Below are 19,495 nucleotides of genomic sequence, written 5' to 3'. Positions count from 1 at the left end.
GCCGGGGAGCTCTTCCAGACCGAACAATGATCTTCACGTCTCACTCAATGCAAGGGAGCAATGACCGTGGCCGACCAGCCTCAGGAATTCGACGTACTCGTCCTCGGAGGAGGCAGCGCCGGCTATGCGGCCGCGCTTCGCTCAGTCCAGCACGGACTCACCGTGGGCCTCATCGAGAAGGACAAGCTGGGCGGGACCTGCCTGCACTGGGGCTGCATCCCGACCAAGGCGTACCTGCACTCCGCTGAGCTCGCCGACGAGGCGCGCAGCTCGGAGAAGTACGGCGTGAAGATGAACTTCGAAGGCGTGGACATGGCCAAGGTCCGCGAATACAAGGACGGCATCGTCGCCGGGAAGTTCAAGGGCCTGACCGGTCTGCTCAAGATGCGCAAGGTCACCGTGATCTCCGGCGAGGGCAAGCTGGTCTCGGAGAACGAGATCGAGGTCGACGGCACCCGCTACACCGGCAAGAACATCGTGCTGGCCACCGGCTCGACCTCGAAGACCTTCGGTCTGCCGCTGAGCAAGAAGATCATCACCTCCACCGAGGCCCTCGAGCTCGACTACACCCCGAAGTCGGCCATCGTGCTCGGCGGCGGCGTCATCGGCTGCGAGCTCGCCTCCGCCTGGACCTCCTTCGGCACCGAGGTCACGATCATCGAGGGCCTGCCCTCACTGGTGCCCAACGAGGATCCCTCGATCGTCAAGCAGCTTGAGCGCAGCTTCAAGAAGCGCGGCATCACCTTCAACACCGGCACCTTCTTCAACGAGGTCAAAGAGACCGACGACGGCGTCAAGGTCACGCTCGAGGACGGCAAGACCTTCGAGGCTGAGATCTGCCTCGTCGCCGTCGGCCGCGGACCCGTCACCGAGGGCTTCGGTTTCGAGGACGCAGGCATCACCCTGGACCGCGGCTTCGTGATCACCGACGAGCGGCTGCACACCGGCGTCGGCAGCATCTACGCGATCGGCGACATCGTCCCGGGTCTGCAGCTGGCCCACCGGGGCTACCAGCAGGGCATCTTCGTGGCCGAGGAGATCGCCGGGAACAAGCCGATGATCGTCGAAGACATCAACATCCCGAAGGTCACCTACTGCGAGCCGGAGATCATGTCCGTGGGCTACACCCAGCCCGCCGCCGAGGAGAAGTACGGCAAGGATCAGATCGAGATCACCGAGTACAACCTCGCGGGCAACGGCAAGTCCTCCATCCTGGGCACCGGTGGCCTGATCAAGATGGTCGGGGTCAAGAACGGCCCGATCGTCGGAGTCCACGGGATCGGCACCCGCATCAGCGAGCAGGTGGGTGAAGCCCAGCTGATCGTGAACTGGGAGGCCTACCCCGAGGACGTCGCGACCCTGCTCCACGCACACCCCACGCAGAACGAAGCCATGGGTGAGGCTGCCATGGCACTCTTCGGCCACCCGCTGCACGGCTGATCGGCACCTCCCGCATTTCCCGGATCATCTCCGGGGCCCACTCAGAACCGCCCGTAGAGATAAATGTTCCAGCCGTGAGGCTGTGTCGAACTTTGAGAGTAGGAGTCGGACACCATGTCTGAAACCGTTAACCTTCCAGCCCTAGGTGAGTCAGTCACCGAGGGCACCGTGACCCGCTGGCTCGTCGAGGTCGGTGACACCGTCGAGGTCGACCAGCCGCTGCTGGAGGTCTCCACCGACAAGGTCGACACCGAGGTCCCCTCCCCGGCTGCCGGCACCATCGAGGAGCTCCTCGTCGCCGAGGACGAGACCATCGAAGTGGGTGCCCCGCTGGTCAGGATCGGCGACGGGTCCGGCTCCGATGACTCCGGCTCCTCGGACGACTCAGCCGAGGACTCCGCGGAGGAGTCGGAGGAGACTGAACCGGCGGAGGCCGGGCAGTCCAGCGAGGACGCAGAAGACGTCGAAGATGCCGCGACCGAGGCGGAGCAGCCCGAGGCCACCGAGCAGGCGGCCGAGGAGAACACCTCCGAGGAGTCCTCTTCGGACTCCTCCGACGGCGGCGGCGGCGAGAGCCAGGAGATCAAGCTCCCCGCCCTGGGTGAGTCGGTCACCGAGGGCACCGTGACCCGCTGGCTCGTCGAGGTCGGGGACACCGTCGAGGTCGACCAGCCGCTGCTGGAGGTCTCCACCGACAAGGTCGACACCGAGGTCCCCTCCCCCGTGGCAGGCACCATCCAGGAGATCAAGGTCTCCGAGGACGAGACCATCGAGGTTGGCGCGGTGCTCGCCCTCGTCGGGTCGGGTTCAGGTTCCAGTTCAGGTTCAGGCTCAGGCGGGTCCACCGATTCCGCCGATGCCGAGCAGGAGCAGGACGCCGAGGCTGAGGAGCAGGCCTCCGAGCCCGCCTCCGAGGAATCAGCCTCTGAGCAGTCCGAGCCTGAGAAGGCAGAGCCCGAGAAGTCTGAGCCGGAGCAGGAGCCCGCTCCCGAGGACCGAGCCAAGCAGGAGGCTCCGGCCAAGAGCGAGCAGAAGACCGAGGCCAAGGCGGCCCCGAAGAGCGAGTCCTCGGATTCCTCTGCGGAGGGCTATGTCACGCCGCTGGTGCGCCGCCTGGCCAAGAACGAGGGCGTGGACCTGGCTGACGTCAAGGGCACCGGGGTCGGAGGTCGCATCCGCAAGCAGGACGTGGTCGACGCCGCCGAGGCGAGCAAGTCCCAGGCCGAGCCTGAGGCTCCCGCCGAAGCGCCTGCCGCCGCGAAGTCAGCCCCCAAGGTCGAGGTGGACACCACTAAGCGTGGCACCACGGAGAAGGCCCCGCGCATCCGCCAGGTCATCGCCCAGCGGATGAACGAGTCCCTGGACATCGCCGCGCAGCTGACCCAGGTCCACGAGGTCGACATGACCCGGATCGTGAACCTGCGGGCCAAGGCCAAGGCGTCCTTCAAGGCGCAGAACGGTGTGAACCTCACCTACCTGCCCTTCATCGGCACCGCCGTCACCGAGGCGCTCAAGCAGCACCCGAAGCTGAACGCCGAGTACGACGAGGCCAACCAGCAGATCACGTACCACGACAGCGAGCACCTCGCACTGGCTGTGGACACCGAGAAGGGCCTGCTCGTGCCGGTCATCAACGATGCCGGAGATCTCAGCATCGCCGGACTGTCCAAGAAGATCGCGGACGTCGCGGAGCGGACCCGCCAGTCCAAGATCGGTCCGGGTGAACTCTCCGGAGGCACCTTCACGATCACGAACTTCGGCTCGGTCGGGGCGCTCTTCGACACCCCGATCATCAACCAGCCCCAGGTCGCGATCCTGGGCACCGGGACGATCGTGAAGCGCCCGATGGTCGTGACCGACGGCGACGGCAACGAGTCCATCGGCATCCGCCACATGATGTACCTCTCGCTGACCTACGATCACCGACTGGTCGACGGCGCCGACGCAGGCCGCTTCATGCAGACGCTGAAGGCGCGTCTGGAAGAAGGCAACTTCGAGGCCCAGCTGGGTCTCTAGACGCCGCCAGGCGCCCGGTGGCTGACTCTGAAGAGTCAGCGTCCGGGCTCAGCCTCGGGTGAACGAGACTCCCCCGCCTCCAGGTTCACCGCACAGAACAGGGCTCGTCCATACGGACGGGCCCTGTTCTGCGTCTCAGCCAAACTCAGCCAAACTCAGCCGCGCTCAGCGGCCGAGGCCGCCGCGCCCGCCGCCGCAGGGTCGACCTCCCGGACGGTGTGCAGCCTCCACCGGCCATCCTCCCGTTGCATCACCAGCACCACCTGCTGGGATTCCGGTACACCGCTCTCCATGCCGGTGGCCGTGACGGTGGCCCGCAGCTCTGCGACCCTCGCCCGCTCCCCCTCATCCTCACCGCCGCTTCGGCGGTCCCCCTCGCTTCCGTCCTCAGCGTCCCCCTCGCCTTCGGCCCTGCCCTCGTCATCGACTTCTTCGTCCACGGTGATCTCCAGGGGCGCACCCCGATAGCTCAGTCCGGCCTCAGCGAACCCGCCCACCAGGCGCGCATCGGCCGTCCAAGCCGGAGCGTCCGCCACGGTGTAGCCCCGCACCTGCTCCACGGACGCCTCGCGGAGCGCCCGGGTCCGCAGCACCGCCACACCCTCCACCGCGCGCTCCGGGTCGGGATGACTCAGCAGCTCCGCTGGGCTGGGGTCTGCGGGATCCGGAGCGACGGGGCGGCGATCATCGGCGCCGCGGGGATCATCCGGGCCGCGCTGCTCCGGGGGCTGCTCCGAGGGATCCACCGGGGGCTGCGTACTCTGCGAGACCGGCGTGAGCGTCGTCGTCGGCGTGTGTGTGGGCGTGGGCGTGAAGACCCCGGCCGCGAACCATAGTCCGAGGAACCCCAGCGCCGCCAGCGCAAAGGCGCTGAGCCGGGGCGCCCGCCGTCGACCGCTGGTCTCGGGTCCGGGCCGGGTCGGCAGCTCGGGGACGACCTCTTCGTGCACATGCGGTGCCAGGTCCAGCGCGGTCGGGGCAGCACAGCGAAACAGCTCGACGGCGAAGTGCTGCGCACTGGGTCGCAGCGCCGGATCCTCCTGCAGGGCCGACTCCAGCAGCAGGGCGATGGTCTCGGGCAGCTCCGGGCGCAGGCTCGGCAGCGGAGCCCGCTGCCGGCTTCGGGCCGGAAGCAGACCGGTCAGCGCAAACCAGGCGACGGCGCCCAGGGAAAACACATCGGCTTCCGGGGCCAGTCCGGCGCGGGCTTCACGACGAGTGGCCGAATCGGCCCGCAGAGGCAGCCGCCCCTCCAGCTCACGCTCCGGCGCCGCGAAACCCGGTGTTCCGGTCTCCGAGCGCGCGGTGCCCAGGATCGCGGCGTCGGCCAGGTCCCCCAGAGCCGGCTTGCCATCAGCGGCGAGCAGGATGTTCCCCGGCGAGACGTCTCCGTGGGCCACCCCACCTTGGTGCAGCGCGCCCAGAGCGGTCGCGATCGGAGTCAGCACGGTGACGACCTCCCCCAGGCTGAGCCTGCCGACGCTGCGCAGCAGCTGGCCCAGAGATCCCGCGTTATAGGGCTCGAGCATCAGTCCGAGTCCCTGTGAGGTCTCCAGGGCACCATAGGCGCGCACCAGATGCTCATGACGCAGCATGTCCAGCGCCTGTAGCTCCGCTGCGGCGGTCTCCAGGAGCGGCCGGCGCAGCGCCCGCCCGCCCGTCTCGCCGACGTCCTGGCCTGCGCGCTGAGCTCGGGGAACCTTCAAAGCGAAGGCGGCCGGCGGGCACCCGTCGACCAGCTGCCAGTCCGGCTCCTCGGGAGAATCCCACCACACCAGCCAGACCAAGGCGTTCCCGCCGGCACCGAGAAGCCGCTCCACGGTGATGCCGGGGGCCGACGGAGGGTCCCAGCCGCGGGTCAGGGAGGCGTCGAAGGTCCGTCTGACACGTTCCAGCGGCGCGGCCCGCTCTGCGCGGCGCTTCGAGCGGCGCCCGGTGATGTCACCGTTCATGACATCCATTCTGACCGCCCCGATGCCCGGTCTCCGGGTTATCCACAGGTCATCTCCGGATCCGGTTCCCGCCGGGTGCTCCGATCGGTCTAGGGTGGTGTCATGGAGCTCACTTTCACGAGGCTGGGGTTCGACCCTCAGCTTCTCGACTACTCCGAGACGCTCGCCCTCCAACGGCGCCTGCACACCGCGGTGCAGGAGGGCGCGGAGCCCTCCACCGTGTTGCTGCTCGAACATGCCGACGTCTACACCGCAGGTCGGCGCACCGAACCCGCTGATCTGCCCGAAGACGGCACCCCTGTGGTGGACGTGGATCGCGGCGGCAAGATCACCTGGCACGGCCGCGGCCAGCTCGTCGGCTACCCGATCCTGCATCTGCGCGACCGGTCACTGGTCAAGGACTACGTCTGCGTGCTGGAGAAGACCCTGATCCGGATCCTGGACACCGACTTCGGCATCACCGGCACTCAGGTTCAGGGACGCTCCGGGGTCTGGATCATCGGAGACGGCCCGGACCGGAAGATCGCCGCCATCGGGCTGCGGGTGCACCGCTCGGTCACCATGCACGGGTTCGCGCTGAACTGCTCCAACGACCTCTCCCCGTTCGAGAACATCATCGCCTGTGGGATCACCGACGCGGAGACCACCAGCATCAGCGCCGAGCTGGGCCGGAGGGTCACCCCCGAACAGGTGGCCGACCGGGTCACCGAGGAGCTGCGCCACGCGCTGCCTCCGCTGCTGCACGACGACGACGCGCCCGTCCTGGCCGGATCCCCCGGCCTCGGCGCAGACCAGGACACCTGTGTGATGTCCCGAACAACAGAAGGAGCACCACAGTGACTGTGGCACCTGAAGGCCGACGCATGCTGCGCGTCGAAGCACGCAACGCCTCGATCCCCGTGGAGCGCAAGCCCGAGTGGATGCGCACCAAGGTCAAGATCGGCACCGAGTTCACCGAGATGAAGAAGCGGGTCGGCGAGAAGGGCCTGCACACCGTCTGCGAGGAAGCCGGGTGTCCCAACATCTTCGAATGCTGGGAGGACCGCGAGGCCACGTTCCTCATCGGCGGCTCCGCGTGCACGCGACGCTGCGACTTCTGCGAGATCGACACCGGGCGGCCCGGCGCCGTGGACGAGTCAGAACCGCTTCAGGTGGCCCAGTCGGTGCAGGAGATGCAGCTGCGCTACGCCACCGTCACCGGGGTCGCCCGCGATGACCTCCCCGACGAGGGGGTCTGGCTCTACGCCGAGACCATCCGCAAGATCCACGAGCTCAACCCCGGCACCGGCGTGGAGATCCTGATCCCCGACTTCTCGGGACGCGAGGAGAACATCGCCGGGATCTGCGAGGCCGCGCCTGAGGTGTTCGCGCACAACGTCGAGACGGTCCCACGGATCTTCCGGCGGATCCGCCCGGCCTTCCGCTACGAGCGCTCCCTCGATGTGCTGACCCAGGGTCGCCGCCACGGGATGATCACCAAGTCCAACCTGATCCTCGGCATGGGCGAGACCCGCGAAGAGGTCTCCGAGGCGCTGCGCGACCTGCACGACGCCGGCTGTGACCTGCTCACCATCACCCAGTACCTGCGGCCCACCCCGCGGCACCTGCCGGTGGACCGCTGGGTCAAGCCGCAGGAGTTCCTGGACATCTCCCAGGAGGCCGAGGAGGTCGGCTTCCTCGGCGTGATGTCCGGACCCCTGGTCCGCTCCTCCTACCGCGCCGGATCCCTCTGGGCCAAGGCGATGCAGAAGAAGGGCTGGGAGATCCCCGCCGCGCTGGCGCACATCGAGCCCTCCGGAGCCACCAAGCAGGAAGCCTCCACACTGGTCGCCGCTGGGTACTGAGCCTGCGGTAGACTGAGGTCACTATGGCACCAGCAGACTCCACTCCTCCCAAGGCTTCCTCCAAGGCAGAGGCAAAGGCCGCGCTCAAGAACCTCAAGGCCGAGCAGAAGGCCGAACAGCGGGACCGCAAGGCCCGCAAGAAGGCCAATAAGCAGGAGGGCTTCTTCGCGCGGATCAAGCAGGTCTTCACCATGACCCGCTCCTATGATCCGAACATCGGGTGGTGGATGGCGCTGGCCTTCTTCGTCACCTTCGGCGTGTTCTTCCTGATCTTCGCGTGGACGCTCAACTGGGTGACCGGTCTGCTGATCGGTCTGCCCTTCGGCCTGCTTGCGGCGATGATCGTGATGAACCGGCGAGCCGAGAAGGCCGCGTTCTCCCGGATCGAGGGGCGCCCAGGTGCCGCAGCCGCGGCGTTGAGCACGCTCAAGCGCGGTTGGATCGTCACCGAGGAGCCCGTCGCGATGGACCCGAAGACCCAGGACGCGATCTTCCGAGTCCTCGGCAAGCCGGGCCTGGTGCTGGTCACCGAGGGACCCGCCGGCCGGGTGAACAAGCTGGTGGAGAAGACCCGCAAGCGCTTCAGCCCGATCCTGCGCGACACGGGTGTGCCGATCCACATCATCCAGTCCGGACGCGGCGATCAGCAGGTCCCGCTGCAGAAGCTCGCCAAGACGATCAAGAAGCTCGACAAGAAGCTCACCAAGCATGAGGTCAACGCGGTGGACCGTCGGCTCACCGCGCTGCCGATCTCCCGGCCGCCGATCCCCAAGGGCGTGGACCCCTACCGCACCCGCCCCGATCGTAAGGCGCTGCGCGGATAGCCCTCGTCTCGGCTGACCCACACCTCACAGAACCCCGATCGTCCAGGTGATGATTGGGGTTCTGTCATGCCCGGTGCTAGGCTGTTGTGCTGTCTGGCAGGCTTCGCATCTCAACCGAAGATCCCCTGCACACAGGCCTCCCCTTCGGATCATTCTGATAGGGCTCCCGTGTGCCGGTGCGATGTCGCAGTGCCGTGAGCCTTCGGCGGCTCACACTCTCCGAACCACGGATCTCGGAGGCCAGGTACCTGATCGTTTGTCGCGATCAGGAATAAACATCATTCGCCGACAAGACAGGAAGGCATTCAATGCCCACATCACCATTGCGCAGTCGTCGTACTGTGAAGGCATCGCGAGCCCTTGGCATCGCGCTGACCCCCAAGGCCCAGAAGTACCTGGATCGTCGCCCCTACGGCCCCGGCCAGCACGGCCGTACCCGTCGTCGCACCGACTCGGACTACGCGGTGCGTCTGAAGGAGAAGCAGCGTCTCCGCGCCCAGTACGGCATCCGCGAAGCGCAGATGCTGCGCTACTACGAAGAGGCCAAGCGCATGCACGAGGGCCTGACCGGTGAGAACTTGGTCGAGCTGCTCGAGTCCCGGCTTGACGCCCTGGTCCTGCGTTCGGGCTTCGCCCGCACGATCGCCCAGGCGCGCCAGTTCGTGGTGCACCGCCACATCCTGGTCAACGGCAAGCGCGTGGACCGCCCGTCCTTCCGCGTGAAGCCCGGCCAGATGATCCACGTGCACGAGCGCTCCGAGGTCTTCGAGCCCTTCCAGGTGGCCGCCGCAGGCACCCACCAGGATGCGCTGCCCACGGTCCCGGGCTACCTCACCGTCGAGATCGAGAAGCTGCAGGCGACTCTTTCCCGCAAGCCCAAGCGCGAAGAGGTCCCGGTCACCTGCGAAGAGCAGCTCGTGGTCGAGTTCTACGCACGCTGATCCGCTACGGATCACTCAGAACATCGTTCTGAAACCCACAGAGCCCGCTGCCCTCCCTCACCGGAGGCCGCAGCGGGCTCTGTGTTTCCACTAAGCTGGTCCCGGCGCAGATCCGGGGTGGTCACAGACATGAGACCTCCACGGCCGACTCGCAGCGACCATCAGCAGGAGGACCCGAAAAACTCATGAAGACCGAGGACATCGCCCGGACGTGGTACGACTACTTCGCCGCCAAGGGGCATGAGCGCGTCCCCTCAGCATCGCTGATCTCCCCAGATCCCTCGGTGCTTTTCACCATCGCCGGGATGGTGCCGTTCATCCCGTACTTCATGGGTACCGAGAAGCCCCCCTACTCCCGCGCCGTCTCCGTGCAGAAGTGCATCCGCACCGCTGACATCGAAGAGGTCGGCAAGACCGCGCGCCACGGCACTTTCTTCCAGATGTGCGGCAACTTCTCCTTCGGCGACTACTTCAAAGAGACCGCCATCCCGATGGCCTGGGAGCTGCTGACCCACCCCCGCGAGACGGATCCGACGACGGGCCTGCGCGGCTACGGGTTGGACCCCGAGCGGCTCTGGATCACCGTCTACCAGGACGACGACGAGGCCTACGCCATCTGGCGCGATCAGGTCGGCGTGCCTGAGACCCGGATCCAGCGCTTTGGCCCCGAGGACAACTACTGGAACACCGGCCAGCCCGGACCGGGCGGCCCCTGCTCCGAGATCTATTACGACCGTGGCCCCGCCTACGGGATCGAGGGCGGCCCTGCTGCCGACGAGACCCGCTACGTGGAGATCTGGAACCTGGTCTTCATGCAGTACCGGCTCTCCGCGGTGCATTCGAAGACCGAGTTCGAGGTCGCGGGCCCGCTGCAGAACAAGAGCATCGACACCGGCCTGGGCCTGGAGCGGCTCGCCATGGTCCTGCAGGGCGTGGAGAACATGTACGAGACCGATCAGGTCCGCCCGGTCCTGGACCGCGCCGCGCAGCTCGCCGGCATCAAATACACCTCCACCGAGGACCCTGCTGATCCGCACCACGCCAATGACGTGCGGCTGCGGATGATCGCCGACCACGTGCGCAGCTCACTGATGCTGATCTCCGACGGAGTCCGCCCTTCCAACGAGGGCGGCGGCTTCGTGCTGCGCCGGCTGATCCGTCGCGTGATCCTCGCGATGCGGCTCATGGGCGTGGAGCAGCCGGTGTTCGGCGAACTGGTCAGCGTGTCCAAGGACGCGATGGAGGGCACCTACCCAGAGGTAGGGTCCGGCTTCGAGAAGATCCACCAGACCGCGGTCAAGGAGGAGCAGGCCTTCCTGCGGACGATCTCCGCCGGAACCGCCAAGCTGCGCTCCGCCGTGAGCTCTGCGCAGACCGCCGGAGCCGCCGTGACCGGCGCCGACGCCTTCGCGCTGCACGACACCTACGGCTTCCCCATCGACCTGACCCTGGAGATGGCCGCTGAGGCCGGCGTCGGGGTGGACGAGACCCGTTTCCGCGAGCTGATGACCGAGCAGCGCGAGCGCGCCCGTGCCGACGCCAAGGGCAAGAAGTCCGGGCACGCCGACACCCAGGTCTACCAGGAGCTGCGCGCCGACTCCCCCACCCACTTCACCGGCTACACCGAACACACCACCGAGTCGCGGATCCGCGGCCTGCTGGTGGGCGGGGAGACGCGCAACAGCGCCGCCGCCGGGGAAGACATCGAGCTGGTCCTCGACGCGACTCCCTTCTACGCCGAAGCCGGCGGTCAGGCCCCGGACACTGGGCGGATCACCGGCGACGGGTTCGAGCTCGAGGTCCTTGACGTGCAGTCCCCCATCAAGGGCCTCTCGGTGCACCGCGCCCGGGTCCTCTCCGGGGAGGTGCCCGTGGGCGCCGAGGCCCTGGGCGCCATCGATGTGCGCCGCCGGCTCGATGCCGAGAAGGCCCACACCGGTACCCACCTGATCCACGCCGCGCTGCATGACGTGCTGGGACCCCAGGCCGTGCAGGCCGGCTCCTTCAACAAAGAGGGCTACCTGCGCTTCGACTTCACCTCCGAGGCCGCGATGAGCAGCGCCGCCCGGCAGGAGCTTGAGGCCGCCGCCAACCTGGCCATCCGCGACAACTACGCGGTCCAGACCCGGGTCACCTCCCTGGAGGAGGCCCAGGCGCAGGGCGCGATGATGCTCTTCGGGGAGAAGTACGGCAACGAGGTCAGGATGGTCGAGATCAACGGGGCCTGGTCGCGCGAGCTCTGCGGAGGCACCCACGTGGACGCCACCGCCGAGATCGGCACCCTGGCCCTGATGTCGGAGGCTTCGGTGGGCTCGGGCAACCGGCGCGTCGAGGCGCTGGTGGGCCTCGACGCCTTCCACCACTTCGCCGCCGAACGCACCCTGGTCAACCAGCTCACGGAGATGCTCAAGGTCCCCGCCGACCAGGTCCCGGACCGTGTCGCCTCCACCCTGGCCAAGCTCAAGGACGTCGAGCGCGAGCTGGAGAAGCTGCGCAGCGCCGCGCTGCGCGCCAAGGCCGGCGAGCTGCTCTCGCAGGCCGTGGATGCCGGAGGTGTGGACGTCCTCGCGCACAACGCCGGCGCCGTCGCCGGTGCCGACGATCTGCGCGCCCTCGCGCTGGATCTGCGTGGACGCTTCGGCTCCCGCGCGGCTGCCGTCGCGGTCGCCGGGGAGTCCAAGGGCCGACCGGTGATCGTGGTGGCCACCACCGAGGCCGCTCGTGAGCAGGGCGTCTCGGCCGGTGAGCTGGTCAAGCGTGCCTGCGCGGTGCTCGGCGGCGGTGGCGGCGGCAAGGCCGACCTGGCCCAGGGCGGCGGCCAAGACGCCTCCAAGATCTCCGCCGCGCTCCAGGAAGTCACTTCTGCAGTGGGCCAGCGTGGTTGATCAGCCCGAACACGACGCCGCCAGCCACAGCTCGGCAGGGCCGAAGCCCCGGGCCGGGGTGCGGCTGGGCGTCGACGTCGGAGACGCTCGGGTCGGTCTGGCCGCCTCGGACCCGGACGCGCTGATCGCCACCCCGGTGATGACGCTGCGCCGGGACCCCAACCGGTCCTCAGACCTGACCATGCTGATCACGATCATCAGGGATCGGCAGGCCCGCGCGGTCTATGTGGGTCTGCCGCTCTCCCTCTCCGGCAGCGAGACCCTCTCCACGCAGAAGGCCCGCGACTATGCGGGTCAGCTCGCCGGGATGATCGAGGCCGCAGAACTGACCACCGAGGTCTATCTCATCGACGAGCGGCTTTCGACCGTGTCCGCCGCGACCAAGATGCGTGCCTCCGGCGTCGCGTCGAAGGAGCAGCGGACGCGCATCGACCAGGCCGCTGCCGTGGAGATCCTGACCCATGCCTTGGACCTGCGTCAGTCCTGGGGCCGGGAGCCCGGCACGCCGGTGTCTGCGACCTGAGCCACGCTCTCACCCCCTGACGTTCACCTTGCGGCTCTGACCTGGCCGTGCTGAACTTTCCGCGCTGAACGTCCCGCGCTGGCCCAGGTGCTTGTGGCGTCGCGGCGCTGACCCAGGTCGCCAACCGCGGAGCCGCGCGCCGACGCACACGCTGCTGTGCCCGGTGCCGCTGTCCACAGTCGGGACTGCCCCGGTCTCCTCGATGATGTCATCCACAGCTGCGCCACGCCCCTGGGGTCGAGCACGTTCGTGCGTCAGGCTGTGGGCATGCCAACCACCGTCCTGCGGGACCTTCCCCCGGGGTTCTACCGCCCGGGTTCCAGATTCTCGGCCGCTGAGCTGCAGGTGATGGGCCACGAAGGTGCGGTGCGGCCGCTGCTGGGGGACCTCTACGTCTGCAGCGCCGTGCCTGACGCACCGGGGTCGCGCGCTCTGGGCTGCCAGACTCTGCTCAGCGCCGGGCTGCGCGCCCATGCGGTGCTCTGCGGCGAGTCTGCGGCCTGGGTGCATCTGGGCGCCGGGCGAGCCCCCGTACGTATCACTGTGATCACCGCCGGGGTGTATCGACGGCGCACGGCAGGTCCGCTTCCCTGGCAGGTCCACCAGGTGCCCTTGGGCACGGACGAGCAGTCCCAGCTCCAAGGAGTCCCGGTGACCACCCCGCTGCGCACAGCGGCGGATCTGTTTCTGGGCATCGGCACCGTGGAGAACCGCCGAGCCCTGGATGCAGCGCCGGTGGCGACTGCCCGCCGAGCTGATCCAACGGCGGGTTCAACGCCGGGTTCCCCAGCGGGTTCAGCCGCCGGCCCCTCCGCGGATCCGGCGGCAGGTCCGGCCGCAGTCCGCCGCGACAGCTCCGAAGAGCGCTGGGCGGCGATCCGCCGCCTCTGCCTGGCGAATCCAGAGCAGCTCCAGCGGCAGGCCTTCCTGGGGCAGATCCAGGTGCAGCTGGAGGGGCGTCCCGGAGACGCAACGGCCACACCTCCACGTCTGCAACGCATCGAGGCGCTGCTCAGTGCCCGCGTGTTCGGCGGATGAGCGTCCCAGGACGGTCCGCTCCCCCGTCACCGGAGTCAGTGTTCCCGGCGTTTGCCCACGGTCCGGTAGACGTCATAGACTCCGTCGATCCGGCGCACAGAGTTCAACACGTGGTTGAGGTAGCGCGGGTCCCCCATCTCAAAGGAGAACCGCGAGAGCGCCACCCGGTCCCGGGAGGTCTGCACGCTGGCCGAGAGGATGTTGACCTGGGACTCAGCAAGGATCCGCGTCACGTCCGAGAGCAGCGACTTCCGGTCCAGCGCCTCGACCTGGATCTCGACCAGGAACACCGAGGACTTCGTCGGGGCCCATTCGACCTCGACCAGGCGCCCGGGCTGCTCGCGCAGCTGCTGGACGTTGCGGCAGTCTCCGCGGTGCACCGAGACGCCCTGGCCTCGGGTGACGAATCCTTCGATCTCATCCGGGGGCACCGGGGTGCAGCAGCGGGCCAGTTTCACCAGCACGTTGCCGGCGCCCTTGACGATGACTCCGGCGTCGGAATACTGGTTCGCCGGGGTGCCCGGGGAGGTGATCGGGGTGGTGTCATGCTCCTCGGACTCCTCCTCCTCCGGCTCGAAGAGGGCGGTGAGGTGCTCGATGACGTTCTGGGTGGAGACGTGCTCCTCGCCCACCCCGGCGTAGAGGCCGGCGACCTCGGTGTAGTGCAGCTGCTTGGCGACGGTGTCGAGCACCTCGGGGTTCATCACCTTCTGCAGCGGCAGCTGAGACTTCCGGATCGCCTTGGTCAGGCTCTCCTTGCCGCGCTCGATGGACTCCTCGCGGCGTTCCTTGGAGAACCAGTGCCGAATCTTGTTCCGGGCGCGGGGGCTCTGGACGAACTGCAGCCAGTCGTTGCTGGGCCCGGCGGTCTCGGACTTGGAGGTGAAGATCTCCACCCAGTCGCCGTGCTGCAGCTCGGAGTTCAGCGGCACCAGTTTCCCGTTGACCCGGGCGCCGATGGTCTTGTGTCCGACATCGGTGTGGATCGCGTAGGCGAAGTCCACCGGGGTGGAGCCCGCCGGCAGGGCCATGACCTCACCCTTGGGGGTGTAGACGAAGACTTCCTTGGCGTTGATCTCGAAGCGCAGGGAGTCCAGGAACTCGTCGGGGTCCTTGGTCTCGGACTGCCAGTCCACCAGGGACCGCAGCCAGCCGATGTCCTCGGTGGCCTGGGACTGCTGGGTCGCGGTCCCCGCCAGGGAGCCGCCAGCAGACTGGTTCGCCGGAGAGTGTGGTGCCGTGGCGGAGAAGTCCTGCTTGTACTTCCAGTGCGCGGCGACGCCGTACTCGGCGCGGCGGTGCATCTCGTGGGTGCGGATCTGGATCTCCACCGGCTTGCCCGCCGGGCCCAGCACCGTGGTGTGCAGCGACTGGTACATGTTGTACTTCGGCATCGCGATGTAGTCCTTGAACCGCCCGGGCAGCGGGTTCCAGCGCGCGTGCAGGGCGCCGAGCACGGCGTAGCAGTCCCGGATGGTGTCGACCAGCACCCGGACACCCATGAGGTCATGGATGTCGTCGAACTCTTTTCCGCGCACGATCATCTTCTGATAGATCGAGTAGTAGTGCTTGGGCCGGCCCGTGATGGTGGCCGAGATGGAGGCCTCGTTGAGGTCATCGGCGATGGTCTCGCGCACCTCGGAGAGGAACTTCTCGCGCTGTGGGGTGCGGTCCCCCACCAGCCGGACGATCTCTTCGTAGACCTTCGGGTACAGGGCCGCGAAGGAGAGGTCCTCGAGCTCCCATTTGATGGTGTTCATCCCCAGCCGGTGGGCCAGCGGGGAGAAGATCTCCAGGGTCTCCTTGGCCTTGCGGGCGCTGGACTCCGCCGCCACGTAGCGCCAGGTCCGCGCGTTGTGCAGCCGGTCGGCGAGCTTGATCATCAGGACGCGGATGTCCTTGGCCATGGCCAGGACCATCTTGCGCACGGTCTCTGCCTGCGCGGCGTCGCCGAACTTCAGCTTGTCCAGCTTGGTGACCCCGTCGACCAGCAGCGCGATCTCCGCACCGAACTCTTCATTGAGCTGCTCGAGCGAGTATGCGGTGTCTTCGACGGTGTCGTGCAGCAGCGCCGCGGCCAGGGTGGAGCCGGTGAGTCCGAGCTCAGCGAGGATGGTGGCCACGGCCACCGGGTGGGTGATGTAGGGGTCACCGCTCTTGCGCTTCTGATCCCGGTGATGGTGATTCGCGACATCGAAGGCGCGCTGGACCAGCGGAAAGTCCTGCTGCGAGTCATTGGCCCGCATGGCGCGCAGAAGCGGCTCGAGCAGCGGCGAGGATGAGGCCTCATCACTGACCATTCCGACCGCGCGAGCGCGTCGGACCACGGGCGGTGAGGCTGCACTCGCTGCTGCGAGCTGCGTGGTGCCCTTTGCTGCCGGGCGTTCCTCGTTCACCAGTGCGGACCTGCTTTCCCTAGGGCTGAGTCGGGATGCTGAAGACGGCGTGTCGGCAATTGTAGCCCCATTTCAGCGGGTGCTGAGACTCAGTGCTCGTGCGGGGCCTGAATGATGACCTGGTAGTCATCCTCGGCTTCCAGATCCTCCTCGGGCTCCGGCTCGGGAAGCGGCGGGAACTTCACCGCGGAGCCGGTCTCATCCAGCGCAGTGCCGGACCAGGTGACCGCGTATACGCCGCGAAGCTCGCGCAGCCGCAGGACCTCTTCGGTGTGGGCCTTGATCTCGCCGTCGTTGCGGCGCATCCGGGCATACAGCGGTGCCTGGACGAAGATCGTGGCGAAGGTGCCCACGATGATGCCCACGAAGAGTGAGAGCGAGATGTCGCGCAGCGTGCCGGCCCCGAGCAGGAACGCTCCGATGAAGAGGATCGACCCGACGGGCAGGATCCCGACCACGGAGGTGTTGAGTGAGCGGACCAGAGTCTGGTTCACCGCGAGGTTCACTCTCTCGGTGAACGTCTGGTCCTTCTGCGCGTGCAGCCCTTCGACGTTCTCGCGAATCTTGTCGAAGACCACCATGGTGTCGTAGAGCGCATAGGACAAGATCGTCAGGAATCCGATGATCGCGCTGGGGGTGACCTCGAACCCGGTCAGCGCGTAGATCCCGACCGTGGTGATCACCACGAAGCCGAGTCCCACCATAGCCGCCAGGGACATGGTCCAGGTACGGAAGTAGAAGGCCATGTAGAGCGCCACGAGCACCACGAAGATCACCAGGCCAAGCAGCATCTGTTGGGAGATCTGCTCCCCCCAGACCGGACCGATGAAGGTGGAGCTGACCTGCTCCCCGGAGACCCCGTAGCCCTGCTGGAGCGAGTCGGCCACGTCGAGGGTCTCGGTGTCGGAGAGCTCCGCCGTCTGCACGCGCACCGTGTTGGGCGCGACGTTGGTGACCACGGCCTCCTGGCCGGAGACCTCAGACACGGCGTCCTGGCCGATGCCGATATCGGTGTTCTCGGTCTGTGAGACCGTGAACTCCGAACCGCCGGTGAACTCGATGCCGAGGTTGAAGCCGCCGCGGAAGAAGGGCACCGCGATGGAGGCCAGCACCAGGATCCCGGCGAGCAGGAACCAGAGGTTTGATCGCTGGATGAACGGGTAGGACCGTTCACCGGTGTAGAGCTGGTTGCCGGTCTTGGCGAATCCTGCAGCCATCAGCGGTCCTCCTCGGTCTTTCTAGATGTCGGAGTCTCACCGGATGAACCGGTCTCACTGGGTCTCACGAGCTCCTCCGCGGCCTCCGTCTCACGTGCGGAGTCCTGGCCCGAGGAGTCGGAGCCCGGCCGACTCGCGGCGGCGTCTCGGGCGCGCCGACGCTCGGCGATGGTCATCCGGCTCCATTCGAGTTCCGAGATCTCGGGGAGCTCCTGCATCCGCGCCTGCTTCGCATCGTCGGGACTGATCGCCGAGCGAGGCAGCGGACTGCTCCTGGGATCATTCCCGCCAGGATCAGCGGTGGAGTCCCTCGGACCGATCGGTCCTGCGGGCCCGGTGGAGACCACGTTGCTGCGCGCAAAGCGTCCGCGTCCGCGGTAGAGAACATCCACCCCGAGCTCCTTCTCGGAAAGACCCGAAAAGCGCTTGCCTGCCGCGAAGAACTTCTTCCGGGCGATCAGCTGCATCAGCGGGTGGGTGAAGAGGAACACCAGGATGATGTCGATGATCGCGGTCAGGCCGAGCGTGAACGCGAAGCCGCGCACATTGCCCACCGCAACGAGGTACAGCACCACCGAGGCGATGATGTTCACGGCCTTGGACGCCAGGATGGTCCGGCGGGCGCGGGCCCAGCCGGCTTCCACCGCACCGGGCAGGGATCGTCCCTCGCGCAGCTCGTCCTTGATGCGTTCGAAGTAGACGATGAAGGAGTCCGCCGTCAGCCCGATCGACACGATCAGGCCCGCGATGCCGGCAAGGGACAGCCGATAGCCGTCGCTCCAGCCCAGCAGCGCGATGGCCCACCAGGTCATGACGCCGGCGACCACCAGAGAGGCGATGGTGACCAGGCCCAGGGCACGGTACTGGAACAGCGCATAGCCGGCGACCAGCACCAGGCCGATGATGCCGGCCAGCAGGCCTAGCCGCAGCTGCTCCTCGCCGAGGGTCGCGGAGATCTGCTGCTCGGACTCGATCTCGAAGCTGATCGGCAGCGAGCCGTAGCGCAGCTGCTCGGAGAGCCCGCGGGCCTCCTCCTCGGTGAAGTCACCGGTGATCTGCGGGCGTCCGTCCACGATCGCTGCCTGCGTGGTCGGGGCCGAGATGACCTGGCCGTCGAGCATGATGGCGAACTGGTTGCGCGGGGCTTCGAGGTTGACCAGGCGGGTCGTCGTGTCGCGGAAGGAGTCGGTGCCCTCGGCGTCGAAGTTGATGGTCACCGCCCAGCGTCCGGTGGACTGACCGCTCGGTGACTGCTCCAAGCCGAAGCTGGAGTCGGCGATGTTGGTCCCGGGAACCTCCACCGGTCCCAGCAGGTACTTCACGCCGCTGGCGGGGTCGCAGGCGATCAGCGGCTCGTCGTCGGCCGCCTCGGCGCGCTCCTCGAGGCTGATCTCGGTGCTGCAGGTGAAGTTCGCGAAGTCGGCGGCCACCTCGGGGGTGATCCAGTTCGGGTCCGAGCCGTTCTCCGGCTCCGCCGTGGGCTCCTCGAAGTCCTCGGGCTGGGCGGCAGGCTCGTCCTCGCCCTCCTCCTCGGTGGCCGAGAGCTCCTCCTCGAGCGCCTCGGCCTCCTCTTCGGTAAGGTCTTCGTCGTCCAGCAGCGTCTCCTGCAGGAAGTCCAGATCCTGCTCCACCTGGATGACCGGACGGAACTCCATGTTCGCCGAGGCCTGGATGAGCTCTCGGGTCTCCTGGTCGGGCACGCCGGGCATGCCAACCACCACGTTCTCCGCGCCCTGGGTGGCGATCTCAGACTCGGTCACGCCGGAGCCGTCGACGCGCTGGCGGATGATCTCCACAGCCTGTTCGAGCTGCTCGGCGTCGATCTCTTCTCCGCCCTCGACCTGGGGCGAGAGGACCATCTGGGTGCCGCCTTCAAGGTCCAGGGCGAGCAGCGGCGCCCACTGGGCGCGGTCGTCCTGGACGGCGAAGGCGAGAAGCCCGCCCATGCCGAGAATCAGCACGAGCAGAGCGATCAGGGCGCCGCGAGCTTTCGCGACGGGGGTGCGTGGAGCCATAGGGGGCGGATCAGTCCTCGGTGGTGGCGGCGGGTTCAACCACCTGCTGGATGGCGCCGATCAGGAAGTCCACGCGGTCACCGGAGCTGAACTCCAGGGTCACCCGCTGGGCCTCCTCATCGCGGGACACCACGGTCCCGACCATTCCGCCGGCGGTGACCACCTGGGCACCGACCACTGCGCCGCCGCGAGCCTTGTTCTGTTCGTCGCGCATCTTCTTCCCGCGACGGAAGGTCAGGAACATGAAGACCGCCAGGATGGCGATCATGATCAGCAGGAACGGGTCCAGGGCAGGACGATCCCCGCCGCCTTCAGCGGCTGACAGCTGGGCGTAGTAGAGCGAAGCGTTCACAGATCGGGCCAATCTCTCGTCGCGGGATGTTCTCGGCCAGCCCGCGGATCTT

General features: G+C 67.6%; 14 protein-coding genes. 9 read left to right on the top strand and 5 right to left on the bottom strand.

The annotated features are described in order from the left end of the window. Window positions 1-66 precede the first annotated feature (66 nt). Window positions 67-1,440 carry a dihydrolipoyl dehydrogenase gene (gene lpdA / locus ACHAA4_RS01160; protein ID WP_435772367.1) on the top strand — a complete coding sequence of 458 codons (1,374 nt, stop codon included), beginning with the start codon at window positions 67-69 and terminating at the stop codon, window positions 1,438-1,440. Between the two features lie 114 nt (window positions 1,441-1,554). After that, entirely contained in the window at window positions 1,555-3,456 is a 1,902-nt protein-coding gene (gene sucB / locus ACHAA4_RS01155) for a 2-oxoglutarate dehydrogenase, E2 component, dihydrolipoamide succinyltransferase (RefSeq protein ID WP_435772366.1), read from the top strand. Between the two features lie 155 nt (window positions 3,457-3,611). On the opposite strand, the gene ACHAA4_RS01150 is transcribed toward sucB, so the two are convergent. Then, the gene (locus tag ACHAA4_RS01150) at window positions 3,612-5,408 is read right to left on the bottom strand and encodes a serine/threonine-protein kinase (protein WP_435772365.1); all 1,797 of its coding nucleotides are present in this window, start codon (window positions 5,406-5,408) and stop codon (window positions 3,612-3,614) included. A gap of 102 nt (window positions 5,409-5,510) precedes the next feature. On the opposite strand from ACHAA4_RS01150, the gene lipB reads away from it, so the two are divergent. From lipB to ACHAA4_RS01115, 7 genes are all read left to right on the top strand, one after another. Continuing rightward, entirely contained in the window at window positions 5,511-6,248 is a 738-nt protein-coding gene (lipB, locus tag ACHAA4_RS01145; RefSeq protein ID WP_435772364.1) for a lipoyl(octanoyl) transferase LipB, read from the top strand. After that, on the top strand, window positions 6,245-7,252 hold the full coding sequence (gene lipA / locus ACHAA4_RS01140; RefSeq protein ID WP_435772363.1) for a lipoyl synthase: 1,008 nt from the start codon (window positions 6,245-6,247) through the stop codon (window positions 7,250-7,252). The genes lipB and lipA overlap by 4 nt, the downstream gene beginning before the upstream one ends. A gap of 23 nt (window positions 7,253-7,275) precedes the next feature. Beyond that, window positions 7,276-8,076: a DUF4191 domain-containing protein gene (locus tag ACHAA4_RS01135; RefSeq protein WP_435772362.1), complete on the top strand. Its 801-nt coding sequence runs from the start codon at window positions 7,276-7,278 to the stop codon at window positions 8,074-8,076. A gap of 308 nt (window positions 8,077-8,384) precedes the next feature. After that, window positions 8,385-9,017, top strand: coding sequence for a 30S ribosomal protein S4 (gene rpsD / locus ACHAA4_RS01130; protein WP_106121485.1), 633 nt, complete (start codon window positions 8,385-8,387; stop codon window positions 9,015-9,017). Between the two features lie 185 nt (window positions 9,018-9,202). After that, window positions 9,203-11,902, top strand: coding sequence for an alanine--tRNA ligase (gene alaS, locus ACHAA4_RS01125; protein WP_435772361.1), 2,700 nt, complete (start codon window positions 9,203-9,205; stop codon window positions 11,900-11,902). Continuing rightward, the gene (ruvX, locus tag ACHAA4_RS01120) at window positions 11,895-12,425 is read left to right on the top strand and encodes a Holliday junction resolvase RuvX (protein WP_435772360.1); all 531 of its coding nucleotides are present in this window, start codon (window positions 11,895-11,897) and stop codon (window positions 12,423-12,425) included. Before alaS ends, ruvX begins: the two co-directional genes overlap by 8 nt. A 267-nt stretch (window positions 12,426-12,692) precedes the next feature. Further along, entirely contained in the window at window positions 12,693-13,463 is a 771-nt protein-coding gene (locus tag ACHAA4_RS01115; protein WP_435772359.1) for a type IV toxin-antitoxin system AbiEi family antitoxin, read from the top strand. Between the two features lie 35 nt (window positions 13,464-13,498). Here the strand turns inward: ACHAA4_RS01115 and ACHAA4_RS01110 are convergent, their stop codons facing one another. From ACHAA4_RS01110 to yajC, 4 genes are all read right to left on the bottom strand, one after another. Next, complete coding sequence (locus ACHAA4_RS01110; RefSeq protein WP_435772966.1) at window positions 13,499-15,763, bottom strand: RelA/SpoT family protein; 2,265 nt, start codon at window positions 15,761-15,763, stop codon at window positions 13,499-13,501. Between the two features lie 185 nt (window positions 15,764-15,948). After that, window positions 15,949-17,076, bottom strand: coding sequence for a protein translocase subunit SecF (secF, locus tag ACHAA4_RS01105; RefSeq protein WP_435772358.1), 1,128 nt, complete (start codon window positions 17,074-17,076; stop codon window positions 15,949-15,951). After that, window positions 17,076-19,091: a protein translocase subunit SecD gene (gene secD / locus ACHAA4_RS01100; RefSeq protein WP_435772357.1), complete on the bottom strand. Its 2,016-nt coding sequence runs from the start codon at window positions 19,089-19,091 to the stop codon at window positions 17,076-17,078. Before secD ends, secF begins: the two co-directional genes overlap by 1 nt. Window positions 19,092-19,101: 10 nt before the next feature. Then, window positions 19,102-19,443 (bottom strand): preprotein translocase subunit YajC, encoded by a 342-nt coding sequence (gene yajC / locus ACHAA4_RS01095; RefSeq protein WP_435772356.1) that lies wholly within the window; start codon window positions 19,441-19,443, stop codon window positions 19,102-19,104. Window positions 19,444-19,495: the final 52 nt, after the last annotated feature.

The sequence above is a fragment of the Nesterenkonia maliinae genome (assembly GCF_051262655.1).
Classification (GTDB): Bacteria; Actinomycetota; Actinomycetes; order Actinomycetales; family Micrococcaceae; genus Nesterenkonia.
Note: the sequence above shows the minus strand (reverse complement) of the source record. Positions and strands in the feature narration are given on the sequence as shown.

What these genes read in the sequence shown, in the direction of transcription:
- sucB (WP_435772366.1), top strand. Translation starts at nt 1,555, where the DNA reads ATGTCTGAAACCGTTAACCTTCCAGCCCTAGGTGAGTCAGTCACCGAG.
- ACHAA4_RS01150 (WP_435772365.1), bottom strand. Translation starts at nt 5,408, where the DNA reads ATGAACGGTGACATCACCGGGCGCCGCTCGAAGCGCCGCGCAGAGCGG.
- lipB (WP_435772364.1), top strand. Translation starts at nt 5,511, where the DNA reads ATGGAGCTCACTTTCACGAGGCTGGGGTTCGACCCTCAGCTTCTCGAC.
- ACHAA4_RS01135 (WP_435772362.1), top strand. Translation starts at nt 7,276, where the DNA reads ATGGCACCAGCAGACTCCACTCCTCCCAAGGCTTCCTCCAAGGCAGAG.
- rpsD (WP_106121485.1), top strand. Translation starts at nt 8,385, where the DNA reads ATGCCCACATCACCATTGCGCAGTCGTCGTACTGTGAAGGCATCGCGA.
- alaS (WP_435772361.1), top strand. Translation starts at nt 9,203, where the DNA reads ATGAAGACCGAGGACATCGCCCGGACGTGGTACGACTACTTCGCCGCC.
- ACHAA4_RS01115 (WP_435772359.1), top strand. Translation starts at nt 12,693, where the DNA reads ATGCCAACCACCGTCCTGCGGGACCTTCCCCCGGGGTTCTACCGCCCG.
- ACHAA4_RS01110 (WP_435772966.1), bottom strand. Translation starts at nt 15,763, where the DNA reads ATGGTCAGTGATGAGGCCTCATCCTCGCCGCTGCTCGAGCCGCTTCTG.
- secF (WP_435772358.1), bottom strand. Translation starts at nt 17,076, where the DNA reads ATGGCTGCAGGATTCGCCAAGACCGGCAACCAGCTCTACACCGGTGAA.
- secD (WP_435772357.1), bottom strand. Translation starts at nt 19,091, where the DNA reads ATGGCTCCACGCACCCCCGTCGCGAAAGCTCGCGGCGCCCTGATCGCT.